At 50.1% G+C, this 15,180-nt stretch carries 17 protein-coding genes; 16 read left to right on the forward strand and 1 reads right to left on the reverse strand.

Translation table 11 applies throughout. The features are described from left to right. The first annotated feature begins 1 nt into the window (after nucleotide 1). The 16 genes from V6984_RS06160 to V6984_RS06235 all read left to right on the forward strand — a co-directional run bounded on the left by V6984_RS06160 (nucleotide 2) and on the right by V6984_RS06235 (nucleotide 14,424). Nucleotides 2–853 carry a hypothetical protein gene (locus V6984_RS06160; RefSeq protein WP_342758901.1) on the forward strand — a complete coding sequence of 284 codons (852 nt, stop codon included), beginning with the start codon at nucleotides 2–4 and terminating at the stop codon, nucleotides 851–853. Beyond that, nucleotides 853–1,326 (forward strand): XF1762 family protein, encoded by a 474-nt coding sequence (locus tag V6984_RS06165; RefSeq protein WP_342758902.1) that lies wholly within the window; start codon nucleotides 853–855, stop codon nucleotides 1,324–1,326. Before V6984_RS06160 ends, V6984_RS06165 begins: the two co-directional genes overlap by 1 nt. Then, complete coding sequence (locus tag V6984_RS06170) at nucleotides 1,311–2,666, forward strand: ATPase, T2SS/T4P/T4SS family (protein WP_342758903.1); 1,356 nt, start codon at nucleotides 1,311–1,313, stop codon at nucleotides 2,664–2,666. Before V6984_RS06165 ends, V6984_RS06170 begins: the two co-directional genes overlap by 16 nt. Before the next feature lie 14 nt (nucleotides 2,667–2,680). After that, nucleotides 2,681–3,550 (forward strand): hypothetical protein, encoded by an 870-nt coding sequence (locus tag V6984_RS06175; protein WP_342758904.1) that lies wholly within the window; start codon nucleotides 2,681–2,683, stop codon nucleotides 3,548–3,550. Between the two features lie 4 nt (nucleotides 3,551–3,554). After that, a complete protein-coding gene (locus tag V6984_RS06180; protein WP_342758905.1) occupies nucleotides 3,555–4,487 on the forward strand; it encodes a hypothetical protein in 933 nt (310 codons plus the stop codon). Between the two features lie 14 nt (nucleotides 4,488–4,501). Continuing rightward, nucleotides 4,502–5,377, forward strand: a complete 876-nt coding sequence (locus V6984_RS06185; RefSeq protein WP_342758906.1) for a secretion protein F — start codon at nucleotides 4,502–4,504, stop codon at nucleotides 5,375–5,377. 11 nt (nucleotides 5,378–5,388) lie between these two features. Then, nucleotides 5,389–5,790, forward strand: coding sequence for a DUF4320 family protein (locus tag V6984_RS06190; RefSeq protein ID WP_342758907.1), 402 nt, complete (start codon nucleotides 5,389–5,391; stop codon nucleotides 5,788–5,790). 14 nt (nucleotides 5,791–5,804) lie between these two features. Next, nucleotides 5,805–6,341 carry a hypothetical protein gene (locus V6984_RS06195; RefSeq protein ID WP_342758908.1) on the forward strand — a complete coding sequence of 179 codons (537 nt, stop codon included), beginning with the start codon at nucleotides 5,805–5,807 and terminating at the stop codon, nucleotides 6,339–6,341. Between the two features lie 131 nt (nucleotides 6,342–6,472). Beyond that, nucleotides 6,473–6,997, forward strand: coding sequence for a DUF6550 family protein (locus tag V6984_RS06200; protein WP_342758909.1), 525 nt, complete (start codon nucleotides 6,473–6,475; stop codon nucleotides 6,995–6,997). 70 nt (nucleotides 6,998–7,067) lie between these two features. Next, nucleotides 7,068–8,747: a hypothetical protein gene (locus tag V6984_RS06205; RefSeq protein WP_342758910.1), complete on the forward strand. Its 1,680-nt coding sequence runs from the start codon at nucleotides 7,068–7,070 to the stop codon at nucleotides 8,745–8,747. Nucleotides 8,748–8,755: 8 nt separating this feature from the next. After that, nucleotides 8,756–9,397: a hypothetical protein gene (locus V6984_RS06210; protein ID WP_342758911.1), complete on the forward strand. Its 642-nt coding sequence runs from the start codon at nucleotides 8,756–8,758 to the stop codon at nucleotides 9,395–9,397. Next, complete coding sequence (locus V6984_RS06215) at nucleotides 9,398–10,093, forward strand: hypothetical protein (RefSeq protein ID WP_342758912.1); 696 nt, start codon at nucleotides 9,398–9,400, stop codon at nucleotides 10,091–10,093. After that, nucleotides 10,086–11,924, forward strand: a complete 1,839-nt coding sequence (locus tag V6984_RS06220; RefSeq protein WP_342758913.1) for a VirB4 family type IV secretion system protein — start codon at nucleotides 10,086–10,088, stop codon at nucleotides 11,922–11,924. The genes V6984_RS06215 and V6984_RS06220 overlap by 8 nt, the downstream gene beginning before the upstream one ends. Then, nucleotides 11,924–12,748, forward strand: coding sequence for a C39 family peptidase (locus V6984_RS06225; RefSeq protein WP_342758914.1), 825 nt, complete (start codon nucleotides 11,924–11,926; stop codon nucleotides 12,746–12,748). The genes V6984_RS06220 and V6984_RS06225 overlap by 1 nt, the downstream gene beginning before the upstream one ends. Beyond that, entirely contained in the window at nucleotides 12,730–13,767 is a 1,038-nt protein-coding gene (locus V6984_RS06230) for a hypothetical protein (RefSeq protein WP_342758915.1), read from the forward strand. The genes V6984_RS06225 and V6984_RS06230 overlap by 19 nt, the downstream gene beginning before the upstream one ends. Nucleotides 13,768–13,791: 24 nt before the next feature. Beyond that, a complete protein-coding gene (locus V6984_RS06235) occupies nucleotides 13,792–14,424 on the forward strand; it encodes a helix-turn-helix domain-containing protein (RefSeq protein WP_342758916.1) in 633 nt (210 codons plus the stop codon). A 99-nt stretch (nucleotides 14,425–14,523) separates the two neighbouring features. On the opposite strand, the gene V6984_RS06240 is transcribed toward V6984_RS06235, so the two are convergent. After that, complete coding sequence (locus tag V6984_RS06240) at nucleotides 14,524–15,081, reverse strand: TetR/AcrR family transcriptional regulator (protein WP_342758917.1); 558 nt, start codon at nucleotides 15,079–15,081, stop codon at nucleotides 14,524–14,526. Nucleotides 15,082–15,180 lie beyond the last annotated feature (99 nt).

Genomic DNA, 15,180 nt, shown 5'->3' on the forward strand with positions numbered 1-15,180 from the left:
CATGGAAGAAAGCAAAATCATTGCCGTCATGGGCAGTCAGGGCAGCGGTAAAACCACCGCTGCCCTAAAACTTGCCCTTGCGCTTTCGGCGGCGAAGAAGAATGTGATTGTGGTATTTTGCGACCCCTTTACGCCGGTGATCCCTGCCGTACTTCCCGCCCATGTGACCCATGATACCTCGCTGGGAAGTCTTTTAACGGCTCCTGCGCTTACACAGACCACTATCCTGAACGCCTGTGTGCCTACGGAAAAAAGCGATTATATCAGTCTGCTGGGGTATTGCGCAGGAGAAAGCCTGATGCACTATCCGCAGATCACAAGGGAAAAAGCAGTGGAGTTTTTTGTCTTGCTCCGCTATCTGGCAGATTACATCATCGTTGACTGCACATCAACCTTTGAAGCAGACCCGGCATCCATCGTAGCCATTGAACTGGCGGACAGGGTGCTAAAGCTGGGAACCGCCAATCTGAAAGGTGTTTCCTATTATCTGACCCACAATCCCATGCTGGCGGACAGCCGGTTCCGTAAGGATACCCACAGCACCGTTATCGGAAATCTCAAAACAGGACAGGATTGGGAGGCTGCGGCACAGCAGCTCGGCGGTGCAGATTTTGTGCTGCCCTATGCACCTGAACTGGAACAGCAATTTGACGAACTTGCCCTGCTGATGCCACTGACACAGACGGAAAGTGCAGGGTATTCGGCGGCAATCGGGCGCATTTTGGGGATACAGCCGGAGAAATCCAAGCCCAAGGTCACATCTGAAGCTGCCCCGGCATCACAATCCCCCAAAAAAGCAAAGAGCAAGATAGCCTTTCGACTTCCCTTCGCCAAAGGCCGGGGGGAGTTTTGATGCTCTCCACCGGGCATATAGAGCTAAAGGACGCCAATGCCTATGTGACGCAGCACCACCGCCACCATAAAGCCGTAAGAGGACACCGCTTTTCTCTTGCCTGCTATGAAAATGGCAGGCTCTGCGGTGTTGCCATTGTAGGCAGACCTCGATCACGCCGTATTGACCAGCACATGACCGTGGAGGTTCTGCGGCTTTGTACGGACGGAACACGCAATGCCTGCTCCAAGCTGTACGGAGCCTGCCGCCGTGCGGCGAGGGCATTGGGTTATAGCAGGCTCATCACTTATATTTTGGATGGAGAAACCGGAAAAAGCCTTTTGGCAAGCGGCTTTTCCTATTGCTACACCAATAAAGGCGGGAGCTGGAACCAACCGGGCAGACCGAGAACCGATAAGGCTCCGGTCTGCCCGAAACATTTATATGAAATCATCCTGAATCGAAGGGAGGACGTAAATTGCAAAATATCTTAAATATTCATAACAATGCGGGCTTGATGGGCGGAGAAATCCGCCTGCGCCCCTTTGCCGAGGTCTTGAAGGATGTGCAGGAGTACATCACCAAGAACTATGCAGACCAGTTAAAAGATGACCCGGAGCAGAGCCGGACGCTGATCGGCAGCTACATCCGCAAATATCTTGAGGAAAAGCAGCTCGGCGTGGACGGTACGGAACCGGAGGAGCTTGCCGAACTCCTGTATGGTGAAATGACCGGCTTTTCCTTTCTCTCTAAGTACCTCTATCGTGATGATGTAGAGGAAGTGAACATCAACCAATGGGACGATGTGAAGGTCATCTATGCAAGCGGCGAGGTACTCCCCACCAAGGAGTCCTTTACCTCACCCCAGCACGCCCTTGATGTCATCAAGCGTATGCTGCACAAGTCCGGCATGATACTGGACAATGCCAAGCCCTATGTGATCGGCCATCTTTCCAATAAAATCCGTATTACCGCCACATCCTCCGGCATTGTGGACGAGGACAAGGGGCTGTCCGTGTCTATCCGTATTGTCAACCCCCGAAAGCTCAAAAAAGAGGAATTTGTCAGCTATGGAACTGCCACCGCCGAAATGCTGGATATGCTTTCGGTGTTTTTTAATTATGGCGTTTCCATGTGCATGACCGGGGCGACTTCCTCCGGCAAAACGACGCTGATGAGCTGGATACTCGATCAGATACCCAACGACAAGCGCCTGATTACCATTGAAAAAGGCTGCCGTGAGTTTGACAGCGTAAAGCGTGATGAATCGGGCAGGGTCCTTAATAATGTCATTCACTTCATTACCAAGGAGTCCGACGATCCCAAACAGGTGGTGTCCATGGTAAAGCTCTTGGAGCTTGCCCTTACCATGCATCCTGATTTTCTTGTGGTGGCGGAAATGAAAAGCGAGGAAAGCCTGCAAGCCATTAAAGCGGCAAACACCGGCCATACCTCCCTGACCACCATTCACGCCAACGGCTGCGAGGATACCTATTACCGCATGGCGGCGCTGTGCAAAGAAAGCAGCTCCATGGATGACGCTACCTTGATGGGACTTGCCACAAGGGGCTTTCCCGTGGTGGCCTTTGCCAAGAAGCTGGAGGACAACAGCCGCCGCCTGATGGAGATTGCCGAATGTGTGAGTGTAAAGGCGGGCGCGCCCATGATGCGTACCCTGTACCGGTTCAATATTACCGATACCCTCACGGAGAATGGAAAGCCCAAAATCATCGGCCACTATGAAAAGGTCCACGAACCGTCTGAGAGCCTGTGCAAGCGGCTCCGAGAAAACGGTATGCCGCTGAAATTACAGCAGCGGCTTTTAAGTGCGTAAGGGAGGTGCATTTGATGAGTATGGTAGCCTATAAAGCGCCCTATCTTCTGCAAATTATGATGGATGATGAACCGATGAACCCCCGCACCGACTACGATAACTTCGGGCATATGATTTGCTGGCACAGCCGGTATAACCTTGGGGATCAGCATAATTTCGAGGACACCAATGATTTTCTCAAGGAGCTGGTGCGTGACAGTGTTTCGCCCGACACCCTCATTGCCTATGTGAAATCCGGCAAGACAGACAAGGTGAAGCTGGAGTATGACCGTTCGGCGGCAAGCTGGAAAATCAAGAGCTTCGATACCTATTTTAAGAAATGGTATCACGAGGCTTCTATTGAGGGCAGGCTGGAAGTAAATCGGCAGGAGATTTTTGAAAGCCTTGTGGACGCCCTGCCAAACGCTGACCTCTATACGCTGGCTGCGGAGAGGAACATCATTCTGCCCCTGAACCTGTACGACCACTCCATGCTCAGTATGTCGGTCAGCTCTTTTATCGGAAGGGCGCAGCACGCCGAATGGGATTCCGGTCAGGTAGGCTGGATTTACGCCACACCGGAGGACATGGAAAAGGAATACGGCAGCCTGACGCCGGAGAGCCGCGAGAAAGCCAACGCGCTTTTGAAATCCGAGGTGGAGTGTTACGACTACTACCTTTCCGGTCAGTGCTATGGCTTTCGGCTTTATGAAAATGGAGAGGAAACCGATAGCTGCTGGGGTTTCTTGGGGAGCTTTTCTGATATGGCAAAGGAGATTGCATCCCAAAGCCTGCCGGAAACCCATCAGGATATGGTGGATAATTTGCAGGAAGTGTCCGATACCGTGACGAGGTATAAAGGCTATGAGGACTTGATGGAAGATTTAGAGGAAATGGAGGTTTAGCACAGTGACAATACTCATAACGATTGCGTTTTTACTGGCGGTAACGGGCAGCTTTATCCTGCTTTCATTATCGCCCTTTTCTTTTTTGGAGGGGCTTGCGGCTTATGTGAGGCCCCGAAACACCACACTCAAAAGCAGGATTGCCAAAAGCCGAAAGAATAAGCAGCCCAAAGGACTGAAGCTGCTTTTCCTTGAAACCAAGGAGATTTTGCGTATCACCGGAAAAAGCGGACAATTTACGGCACTTTGTATCCTGTCCATGTTTCTGTTTGTGGTGGGGGCTATGATTGCCCTCACCATGAAAAACAGCTTTCTTGTGCCGGTACTGGCGGTGGGGCTTGCGCTTTTGCCGTTCTACTTTGTGAAGCTGACCGCAGGCAGGCATAAGAAGCAGATCAACACCGAACTGGAAACGGCGCTGTCCATCATTACCACCAGCTATCTTCGGGGGAAAAACACGATTATCCGTGCCATTGAGGAAAACCAGCCGTACCTAAATCCCCCGGTGGCCGAGGTGTTCCGGGGCTTCTTGTTGCAGGCAAAGCTCATCAACTCCAATACCAAGGAAGCCTTGGAGGACTTGAAAGCCGGAATTGACAACAGTGTTTTCCATGAATGGGTGGATGCGGTGATAGCGTGTCAGGATGATTATAACTTGAAAAATATTCTGCCGCCTATTGTCGCCAAATTGTCGGATATGCGTGTGGTATCGGCTGAATTGGACTTGCTTTTGTTTGAACCGGTCAAGGAGTACATCACGATGGTGGTGCTCCTTTTCGGCAGTATCCCATTGATGTACTTTTTGAATAAGGACTGGTATCACACCTTGATGTTTACCAGCTTTGGGAAGATACTGCTGGCAATCTGCGCCGGAATGATTTTTGTATCGGTGGCGGCCGTTGCGAAACACACACGCCCCATTGAATACAAGCGATAAGGAGGCGCTATACAATGCAGAATATGATCTTAATTCTCTTTGCCCTGCTTCTGACCGCAGGGCTTTATCTTATTTCGGCGGAACTTCTCAGTGTACCGACCTATAAGGCAACCAAGGCAATTCTCGGCATGGGTAAAAAGACGAGAAAACAGGCACGGGATTCCGATGCCTTTATCATGGAACTGGCGGTTAAGCTGTCAAAAATCCTGCCCATGGACGACTACAAAAAACGTAAGCTGACCGCAATTCTCAAATCCGCTGAAATCCCCATGACTGCCGAGGTGTATGCGGCACAGGCAATCGTAAAGGCAGGAATGATCTTTTTAGGTGTTGTTCCATGCCTGCTGTTTCTGCCAATCCTGTCGCCGGTGTTCGTGATTATTGGGATTGCCGTGTACTTTACGGAAAGCACCAAGGCGGAAAAGCTCATTACAGCAAGGCGGCAGGACATTGAATATGAGTTGCCCCGCTTTGTGTCTACGCTGGTACAGGAGCTGAAAGCAAGCCGTGATGTGCTTTCTATTTTGGAGCATTATCAGAAGAACGCAGGAAAAGCCATGAAAAACGAGCTTGCCATTACCACCTCGGATATGCGTACCGGTAATTTCGAGGGGGCGCTGACCCGGTTTGAGGCCAGAGTGTCCAGTGCCATGCTGTCAGACATTGTGCGGGGATTGATTGGCGTACTCCGGGGTGACGACGGTGTGGTATTCTTTCAAATGCTCTCCCATGATCTCAAGCAACTGGAATTGCAGAGATTGAAACGGCTGGCTATGGAACGCCCACCGAAAATCCGCAAGTTTTCCTTCCTGCTCCTTGGCTGTATGCTGCTCCTGTATATGGGGGTCATGGGGTATCAGATTCTCGGCGCCATGTCGGGAATGTTTTAGGGGGTGCGGCTATGCTTAGAAAAACACTGAAATCAAAACGAGGCGAGGGCTATTTAGATGTGGCCGTGGGTATTCTCTGCCTGCTGTTGGTGGTATCCTTTGCCGTTTCCCTGTTTCCGGTCTTTACCACAAAGCAGCAGCTTGATATTTTCGCCGCGGAGATTGTGCGTGAAGCGGAAATCAAGGGAAGCACCAGCGTGGAGTCCCGTATCTTGGATATGCGGGAGCAGACCGGCCTTGACCCGGACATCCGCTGGGATTGTGACTATTACAGCGGACGAAAGGTACAGCTTAACGGAGATATTGAGGTGGTTCTGACCGATACGGTGGACATTGGCTTTTTCATCTTTGGTCCGTTCCCCATCGAGCTTCAGGCCAAGGCAACCGGAAAATCCGAAGTCTATTACAAGTAAAGGGGGCAGAGCTTATGCGACTAAAAAAAATCATAAAAAATAAAAATGGCGGTTCAACGCCCCTGACGGTTGCCTTAATTTTAGGGCTGCTGCTTCTGATCTGTGCCATCTCGGAGTTTTTCAGGCTGGGTATCATCGTGCAGGGTGTCCGTGACGGACTCCAGCAGGCAGTTATCACCGTAGTCACCACCAATTATGACGAAGCCTACAACGGACTGCGTGAGGGGTATTCCGGCGGTTATATCCTGTCCGGCGATAGCTGGCAGGAGAACCTTGACTATGATGATGTGTATTACCGCCTTAACAATCTGCTTGGCACGGATGAGCAGGACGGCTACCACATCAAGCGGCAGGCCGAGGGCTACGAATACCGCCTGTCAGGGCTTTGGGTGGAATTGTCCAACGCACCCCTGACGCCGGGGAACGCCGACAACAATCTGGAGGCGGACGCCCGCATTACGATTGAAATTCCTCTGTCCTTCGGCTGGGGGAAGCTCCCGCCGTTACAGATGGAATTGCGTACACGGTCAGCCTATATGCCTAAATTCTAAAATGACGGTTTCTGCCCCCTGAAATGTCTGGACGCGCAGGAAGATTCAGGATATAATGAAGTTGGGTAAAAACAGCGATATGGGTAAATAGGGCTGAACCATTCATAACAATATGAAAGTGAGGCCATCATATGAAAAAGAGTTATACAGCCAAGAAAAAAGCGGTTATTACCGCATTGTCCCTTGCGGCAGTCTGCCTTGCAGGAGGACTTTTCTATTACATCAGCAATATGGGAGGTCAACCGCCGGAAACCCCTGCGGAAAGTACTCCCCCTGCCGAGGTTGAGGTTTTTGTGCCGGAGATTAAGCCGGAAACAACGCCAGAGGTCAAACAGGATGGTAACACATCTGAGGTCACGCCGTCAGAAACACCGGAACAGCCTGCGCCGCCTGCCGGCAATGAACCGCAGGGACAGGTAAGCAAGCCGTCTGATGGAAAACCGAAGTCGCCGTCAGAGGCCGTTCCTCCGTCCAGTCCTCCGCCAGCCAATTCTCCTAAAACTGAACCGAAACAGGAGCAGCCGCAGGGCGGAGAAAAGCGTTCAGATGGCGCAATCTATGTTCCGGGATTTGGTTGGGTTGAAGATAGCGGAGAAGAAAACGAAACAAAAACTGCCCCCAACGCCGGAACCGGTGAGCCGGTTGGCGATATGTAAAACGGAATAACCTATCCAAAGGGATACAGCGATTGATGGCTGTATCCCTTTTCACTTTGGAGGTGAGAACTTGAAACGATTGATTTGTGCATTGCTTTTACTGGCAATGCTTTTTTCTTTGTCTGTTCCCGCTTTTGCCGCAGACCCCAACATTGACGGCGGCGGTGGCGGCATGAATCAGGGAACCAGTCAGAACTCATGGACGCCGGGACGCGATGGTGTCCGTATCACGATTATTCGTGACAGCGACAACACACCAGTATCAACGCCAATTGATTTGTCGAATGGCTCAAATGGAGATATAGCTATTCATTTTCAATATCAAAGCAAAATCAGCTATAAAAATGGTTCTACACTGTCACCAAAGCAAAACGGCTACACATCTTTTAAGCCAGCAAACGCCATGCCCCGCATTATCAGCTCAAACGGCTCCAGCAACATTACAGCTATCCGAAACTATTTTTGTCGTGAAGGAACCATTCGGGACATAGCGAATGCCGCAGGCTTTGACTATGACACCCTGATCGGCGGGGAGTACAAAATTCTTTTGGAGCCGATAGCGTATTTTAAGTACAACAGCGTTATGTTTGCCATGACTGCAACCGAAGCGGCTCTTTACAACAAACAGGTGGGAAACGGCCTGCGGAGCAAGATGGTATCCCTATCTCACAAAAATCTGCCGCTGTCCATGTTCCTTGAAACCCCGGATTTGGGCTTCCCTGCATGGGGTGGGTCTACCACACAGGCGCAGAATGATGAAACCATTATTGCAAACTTGGGGCTGGGCATTATCCGTTTTTCCGAGCCTGACCCTGAACCGCCAAGGGAAAACAATGTGATTTACCGCTGTGATACCGAGGTGGTCACGGCTGTTACGCTTTCGACCGGTTCACAAAAAACGCCGGATAATCCTGCATACGCACGGTTTTCCATCAACGGAAGCACCTATTCCCATAACAGTATCTATATCCCTGACGGCGGTTCGCAGCTTGCGTGGGTAAAATGGCGTACCCCAAAGGAGCCGGGATATATCACGATTACCGTTTCCAGTAACTGCTCTGTGAGCAGCAGCGAGATTGTGGCACAAATTGTAGACCTCGATAAGAATCCTCCACCCGATCCGCAGGCCAATGACCGCAATGACGGGTTTTCTATCCCATCCAAGCCCAACAAGCCGAACGTGACTTCCCTGACATGGGGGGAATGGGACTGCTGGTGGCATGAGTATTGGGTATGGCACAGCGGCGGCGAGGATGAGGATGGTTGGTGGGAAGATGAGGGATGGTGGGAATACGCCTGGCTCTCTTATTCGGCCAGCCTGACCGCAGAGATGCAGACCAAGCCGGATGCAAAATCGCCTACGGCTTCTGGCAAGACAATGAAAAGCGGATATGGACTAAATGCCAACGTGTCGGCACAGGTCCGTTCCTCCGCACCCAGCAGTCACATCACTGGTGCGCAGAACGTGGTGGCATACTTCCCTGAGTTTAACTATACGACTTATTGGAGGTTGCTCAAACGGCTGAATACCGGATATTCCAGTACCTTTGAATTTCAGAAAAACAAGTACAGCACCTATGGCCGCCCCTGCCACTTTTCCCCGGTTTGGTTTCCTGACGGACGATACACGACCTATGCGGAATGTATCGACGCATGGACACCGGCCGGAATGCTGCAAATCAACCTGACGGATGACTTGACCATTCGAGATTCACTTTTCAGTGATTGGCATATTCGTCCGATAAAGTGAGGTGGCTTATGGGAAACCGAGCAATTTACATCATTCGGGAAAGTGGCGAAAACAACTACTTTTCGGCTCACTATGGGGCTAATGCCTTATCCCCGCTATTGCGTATGCTTCAGGCGCAGGAGCTTCAAAAGACATTTTCTCCGTCACAGCCCATACACCGGGTTTTTGAACATTTGGACTATGCCGGACAATATCAGAATCCCCGGCTGGATGATGCGGATATGTTCTGCCAAAGGATTGCTCCCACAGAAATATCCCAATACAATAAGTCTTATGCGGAGCGCAGCGAACTTGAAATGCGTATGGTATTTGACCTTGATCAGAATTGCTTTATGATGGAATACAACCCCAACTGCCCGTGGTATCGCACCATGGGCAGTTTTTCCATCGACCTTGATGTGGGGCTGGATAACGTGCGAAAGCTCCTTGCCCATGCGGAAGAACGAGGAATCGAGGATTTTGGCAGGATGCTTACCATCTATCAGCGCAGTACCGGCCTTGAGGAAAAGCTGGAGTCTGCCCGTGGAGATATGAGGCTGACGGAATACCTAAATTCACCGCAGGCACAGCAGGACAGAGAACGCTACCGGCGGCTGCTCGATCAGGAGGCTTTTGACGAGGAAGCCGCCGAAGAAATGGAGGAACGATAAATGGAGGGACTTTTATTCCCGATTATTATGCTGACCGTCACCCTTGTGGGTGGCGGTCTTTTGCTTTTGTTCTTGAAAACGGCGAAGAAACGGCCGGTGTCAGACGAAACAGCAATCGCCATTCAGACCGCACAGCAGTTTATCAACGTGCGGGATGTAAAAGACAAATACCTATACACCAAGGATGGCTTGGTATTGGTTTATCTGCGTGTCCATGCAATCAGCATTGATTTATACAGCAAAGCCGAAAAAAACAATCTAATCAAGCAGATCACCGCCGAGCTATCGGACATTCAGTACCCGTTCAAATTTATGGCGGTAAGCCGCCCTGTAGATATTTCCCCCTTGATTTCCGATATGCAGGGAATGTTAAAAACCGCTGATGATAAGCGGAAAGAGCTTTTACGGCAGGAAATTTTGCAGATGAGCAGTTTTGCCCTGTCCGGCGAAATTGTAGAACGCCAGTTTTATATTTCTGTTTGGGATCGCTATGAGGACGGCGTGGAAAAGGATTTACTCAAACGGGCATCCCTGCTGGCGGAGAAGTTTACCACCAATGGAGTCGGCTGCGACATACTGACGGAAAAGGAAATCATGCGGCTTTTGAACCTTGTCAACAACCCCTCCTATACCCATTTAGAGGATACGGACTTTGAGGCCAGCATCCCCGCGCTAAAGGAGGATATTTATGCTTAAAAAACAAGCAGTACAGGAACGTGATATTGTAAATTCAGCCCTGCTCAATGTGATTACCCCTGTGGGGCTGGAATTTACCAAGAACAGCCTTTCCGTGGGGGAAAACCTCGGTAAGATTTACGGCCTGATCCGTTATCCTCAAAAGGTGGAAACGGAGTGGCTTTCTAAAATAACCAATATCCCATCAACCATTGTATCCATTGGATTTAAGCCGGTGGACAATGCCACTCTCATCAACGCCATTTCCCGAAGCGTGGTACAGCAGAGAGGACTTGCGGAAGGAGCCAAAGACCCCTTATCGCGCCAGCGTGCGGAAAAGGCTGCCGAGGACGGCGAAAAAATCATCATGCAGATTGACCGTGAGGGGGAAACCGTGGGGCTGATGAGTGTATCCGTCATGCCGATTTCTAAGGACGAGCGTACTTTCAAAAAGGTATGCCGCCGTGCGGAGAGTATCATCAGTGTTCTCAAATGCAAAATGCGGGTCATTCCCAATCTGCAAAAAGAGTGCTTTCAGCATATTTCTCCGTCTTTTCCCACCAATGGAAAAATCGAAAGTATCCTGCAAAAAATCGTACCGCTTTCCACCTTCGTAGGCGGCTTTCCCTTTGCCAGCTCCGGTTTCAATGATGGAGAGGGTTACTACCTTGCACTGGACGCCAGCGGCAGCCTTGTTATTGTTGACATCTGGCGGCGCGGCAGCGATAGGACAAACAGCAACTTTGTCATCATGGGCAATTCCGGGGTAGGCAAAAGCACCGCCATCAAGCATATTATCATGTCGGAATACATGAAAGGCACAAAAATTATTGTAATCGATCCTGAAAGCGAATATAAAGACCTCTGCTATAATCTCGGCTGCGGCGGCGATTGGGTCAACGCTGTGGGAGGCGCCGGTGGCCGTTTTAATCCTCTCCAGGTCCGTCCATCTCCCCGTGATGATGAGCAGGAAAAGGAAGCTGACAGGCTGTACCGTGATGAAGGCTACGGCATGAATGACCTGGCTCTCCACATGAAGAACCTTGAAATTTTCTTCAGCCTTTACATTCCGTCACTGACCGATATGCAAAAGGCGGTTCTCAAAAAGAGCCTTGTGGAGTTGTACCGCAATTTCAATATCACATGGGACACTGATGTGGCGGCACTTTCTCCAGAGGACTTTCCCATCTTTTCCGACCTCTATAAGCTGGTAAAGGAAAAAGCGGATACCGAACAGGACAGGCAGGCTTATGCCGATCTCTCCCTGCTGCTCTATGACATTGCCGAAGGTTCCGACAGCTTCATTTGGAATGGTCACACCACTATTACGAGCGAAAGCCAATTCGTTTGTCTGGATACAAATGCACTGCAAGGAACCAGCGATAATGTTAAACGAACACAGTATTTTAATCTCCTGACCTACTGCTGGGAGCAGATGAGTCGGAACCGGGAGGAACGAGTGCTTTTGATTTGTGACGAGGCTTATTTGATGATTGACCAAAAAGTGCCGCAATCCCTCGTTTATCTGAGAAACGCCATGAAGCGTGCCAGAAAGTATGAAGCAGCCTTGGCTATTATCTCCCACAGCGTTATTGACTTCCTCTCTGAAAGCATCAAGCAGTATGGGCAGGCTCTCCTTGATATTCCTTGCTACAAGCTCCTGATGGGAACAGACGGCCCCAATCTAAAAGAAACGGCCAAGCTATACGACCTCACCGAAGCAGAACAGGAACTTTTGCTGGCTCGGAAGCGAGGACACGCACTCTTTATGGTGGGTGCAAAGCGCCTGCATATTAACTTTGAGATTCCGGATTACAAGATGATGTATATGGGTAAGGCGGGTGGGCGCTGATGGCAGTAGACCCATTGACCGCAAAAATATTGACACAGATAGCGGCTCAGGCCGCAACCGATGAGCAGGCACGGAAGCGCCTGCTCATTATTATTTTGGTCCCGGCAGTTACCTTTTTAATGCTCATTGCCTTAATCCTCTACCTGATTACCAGTCCATTTTCCGTACTGGCGCAGTGGCTGATCGGTGATGAATTGTCGGTGGTGGAGGATTTTCAAAAGGAGTATGGCTACAATCAGATGTTGGGTATTCACGAACAGGATTATATGGATGGCATCGGGCAGTCCTACGAAGGAATTGTGTTTACAGACGGCGGCATGGAGGTGGTTTACTACAACCAGCTTGATGAACGCTGGGCGAACACCATGTATGGAACATCCGGCACCATCGGGGAGGGCGGCTGCGGTCCAACAGCTATGTCGATTGCCATATCCACCTTGACAGGAGAACCCCATGATCCCGTGGAACTGGCAAACTGGTCCGTGGCAAACGGACACCGCTGCGAAGGTAACGGCTCCTATCACAGCCTGATACCAGCAGCCGCTAAAGGATATGGACTATCCTGCAAAGGGAATTTGTCCGCACAGGATATTGTGGATACCCTTTCGTCCGGCAAGCTGGTGGTTGCCATTATGAGCAAGGGGCATTTTACAAACAGCGGGCACTTTATCGTCCTCCGGGGTGTTACCAGCGAGGGGAAAATCCTTGTGGCTGACCCTGCCAGCCACAAACGCAGCCAACAGGAGTGGGATCTGTCACTGATAATAAACGAGGCTCGGAAAGGCGCCGCCGCAGGAGGCCCATTTTGGGCGATTGGAAACTGACAGGGAGGCTAAACATGATTTTATATCTTTCATCTACGCAGCACACCAATCTGCTGGATTTTACCGGCTTGTATCATGCTGACAGTGAAATGCCCATCAAAAAAATGGTGGGCAATTTTGTTCTGAAGCAATTTATTGTCTATGATATGCGGAACTTTTCCCATGTGACCGAAGTTGTTCTGGATCGTGTTGCCTTTGGGGACAGCGATGAAGAATTTGCCGAGGCCATAGAAGAATTTCTGACCATGTATAACCCTCGCATTAGCGTAATCTGCGAGGGGCTTGCGGAGAATAGTCCTCTATTCCGTTCTCTGCTGGAAAGCGGTGTGGGCAATATCGTCTGCTCTACTGATATTGCGGAAATCCAGCTTGAGATTTTAGAGTGCCTGAGTAAACAGGGCATGGTGCGTTACGCTGCCAAGGAGAGAACGAAAAAAACAGGATGCAGGAAAACCTATCGTTTTGACTGTGAGAATGTCCATATCGCCGTGCTTTCCTCACAGCCGAGAATGGGAGCAACCACAACCGCAATCGGTCTTTGTGCGTGGCTGGCGGCTGTGGGGGCTTCTGTCTGCTATGTGGAGGAAAGTGAAAGCAGTATTTTAACCGCCATGGCTGCCGCCTATGAAATGGAACAGACCGGGGAGGGTTGGCGGCTGGATGGAGTCCGGTACGGTATGGAACCATCGGCAGAGCCTGTGAACTTTATCGTCCATGATTTTGGCTATCAGCCAAATCCAAATGAAAGGGCGAATGGTGTGGGACTGCTGCTCATCGTATGCGGCACAAAGCCTTATGAGTTGCCCAATTCTATGCGGTTTTTGAAACGATTGGAAGCCGCAGATGCCTATGTACTCTGCCCCTTTACCCATGAAGCCGTCAGGAGTGACTATGCGGCTATTCTGCAAAGTGATTTTCACAAGGTGCTGTTTTTGGACTATCAGCCTGAACCTACGGACGGCATGAGTAATTCCAAACAGTACAAAACGATGATGACAAAGTATATCGCCGGGGCATAACGCCCCGGCGTAAGGAGGATTTCGATGATGACCAAGCAAGCTGAACTGAAAAAACAGGCGTATGCCAGCAATCTGAAAAGCCGTGCGCTTTCCGTGTTGATTTACCTGATTGACCGGTCCAACAAAGACCTGACCTGTTTTCCGGCCATCCCGACCATGGCCAAGCAGCTTCATATATCTGTATCTACGGTAAAGCGTGCCCTAAAGGAGCTGGCTGACGCAGGCTACATTCAAAAGGAAGCACGTTTTCGTGAAAGAAACCGTGGGCAAAGCTCTAACCTGTATATCCTGCTTTTTGTAGAGCAGATGCCTATGCCCGACAACGATAATACCCTCGCACATGAGGATTACATAGAGCCTGCCATTACAGGATCAGTGACAGGTGAGTATAAGGCCGAGGTGATACATATCACCTTTGATACCTTGAAAAGTGAAACGCAAGAGAAACAGATAACCACAGAGGCGAGAACTGAGCTTGTTTCTACCGCACGTTCCACAAAGAAAAAAACAACCACCCCCGTTCATTCTGAAATATCAGGAATGCCGACCTTCCATCATTTATCAGACAAAATAAGAGAAGCGGCAGGGCAGTTTCTTCCTTGCTTTACATCTGCTTTTCAGTGGACGGGGGTGGGGGTCATTTTGCAGCCCCCTTGAACTACTCATGTGAACTGGTATAAATAGCGGAAAATAAGTATTTACATACTTGCTTTAGATAATCATTTCCCGCTTTTTTTCTCATCCGTTATGAGAGTCTCACTCCCCCCAAACCAGCAGCCGGATCGCCCCGAACTGCACCGAAAAGCTCTCCCTTGATTTTTTCAGGATATAGTCATTTACCGTGCTGTTGAGCAGAAAGGCCGCTCCGGTCGCCGCCTCCTGCGTCAGTCCTTGCCTTTCCCGCAGCAGCCCTGCCACCTCCATGATATGCTCCTCCACCTGACGTCCGCTCTCATCCATCATGGCGCAGTAGGTCGGGTGCGCCATCACCTGCAATAAAAACCGACAGATGTCAATCACACTGTCGATGTATTGCAGTATCCGGTCGGGCATTTCCTCCGGCCGGTCGATGCAGCGAAAAATAATACCGGTCAGCTCTCGCTGAATCCGTTCATGATAGTGTAGGGTACACTGGCGAATGATGTCGTCCTTGTCCTCAAAATATTGGTATAACAGCGCCAGAGATACACCGGCGGCAGGCGCCAGCTTTCGCATAAACGCCCCGTCCAGTCCCTGCTCACAAAATATCTTCATAAAACAGGGAATCATCGAGAGTTTCCTTTCCTCTCGTTTGCTTTTATTTTTTTCACTCACGACATTCCCTCCTATTTTTTTATTCTAACATATCAACCGAAAAAAGCCTATGCTTTCAGGTGCAAAATATCGACGGCCAAATGATTGACGGAAACGGTA

Origin of the sequence: Kineothrix sp. IPX-CK, assembly GCF_039134705.1 — a bacterium.
Classification (GTDB): domain Bacteria; phylum Bacillota; class Clostridia; order Lachnospirales; family Lachnospiraceae; genus Kineothrix; species Kineothrix sedimenti.

Excerpts from the sequence above, each read along its gene's own strand:
- V6984_RS06185 (WP_342758906.1), top strand. The coding sequence starts at position 4,502 with ATGCAGAATATGATCTTAATTCTCTTTGCCCTGCTTCTGACCGCAGGG.
- V6984_RS06200 (WP_342758909.1), top strand. The coding sequence starts at position 6,473 with ATGAAAAAGAGTTATACAGCCAAGAAAAAAGCGGTTATTACCGCATTG.
- V6984_RS06175 (WP_342758904.1), top strand. The coding sequence starts at position 2,681 with ATGAGTATGGTAGCCTATAAAGCGCCCTATCTTCTGCAAATTATGATG.
- V6984_RS06215 (WP_342758912.1), top strand. The coding sequence starts at position 9,398 with ATGGAGGGACTTTTATTCCCGATTATTATGCTGACCGTCACCCTTGTG.
- V6984_RS06190 (WP_342758907.1), top strand. The coding sequence starts at position 5,389 with ATGCTTAGAAAAACACTGAAATCAAAACGAGGCGAGGGCTATTTAGAT.
- V6984_RS06220 (WP_342758913.1), top strand. The coding sequence starts at position 10,086 with ATGCTTAAAAAACAAGCAGTACAGGAACGTGATATTGTAAATTCAGCC.
- V6984_RS06235 (WP_342758916.1), top strand. The coding sequence starts at position 13,792 with ATGATGACCAAGCAAGCTGAACTGAAAAAACAGGCGTATGCCAGCAAT.
- V6984_RS06210 (WP_342758911.1), top strand. The coding sequence starts at position 8,756 with ATGGGAAACCGAGCAATTTACATCATTCGGGAAAGTGGCGAAAACAAC.
- V6984_RS06160 (WP_342758901.1), top strand. The coding sequence starts at position 2 with ATGGAAGAAAGCAAAATCATTGCCGTCATGGGCAGTCAGGGCAGCGGT.
- V6984_RS06195 (WP_342758908.1), top strand. The coding sequence starts at position 5,805 with ATGCGACTAAAAAAAATCATAAAAAATAAAAATGGCGGTTCAACGCCC.
- V6984_RS06225 (WP_342758914.1), top strand. The coding sequence starts at position 11,924 with ATGGCAGTAGACCCATTGACCGCAAAAATATTGACACAGATAGCGGCT.
- V6984_RS06165 (WP_342758902.1), top strand. The coding sequence starts at position 853 with ATGCTCTCCACCGGGCATATAGAGCTAAAGGACGCCAATGCCTATGTG.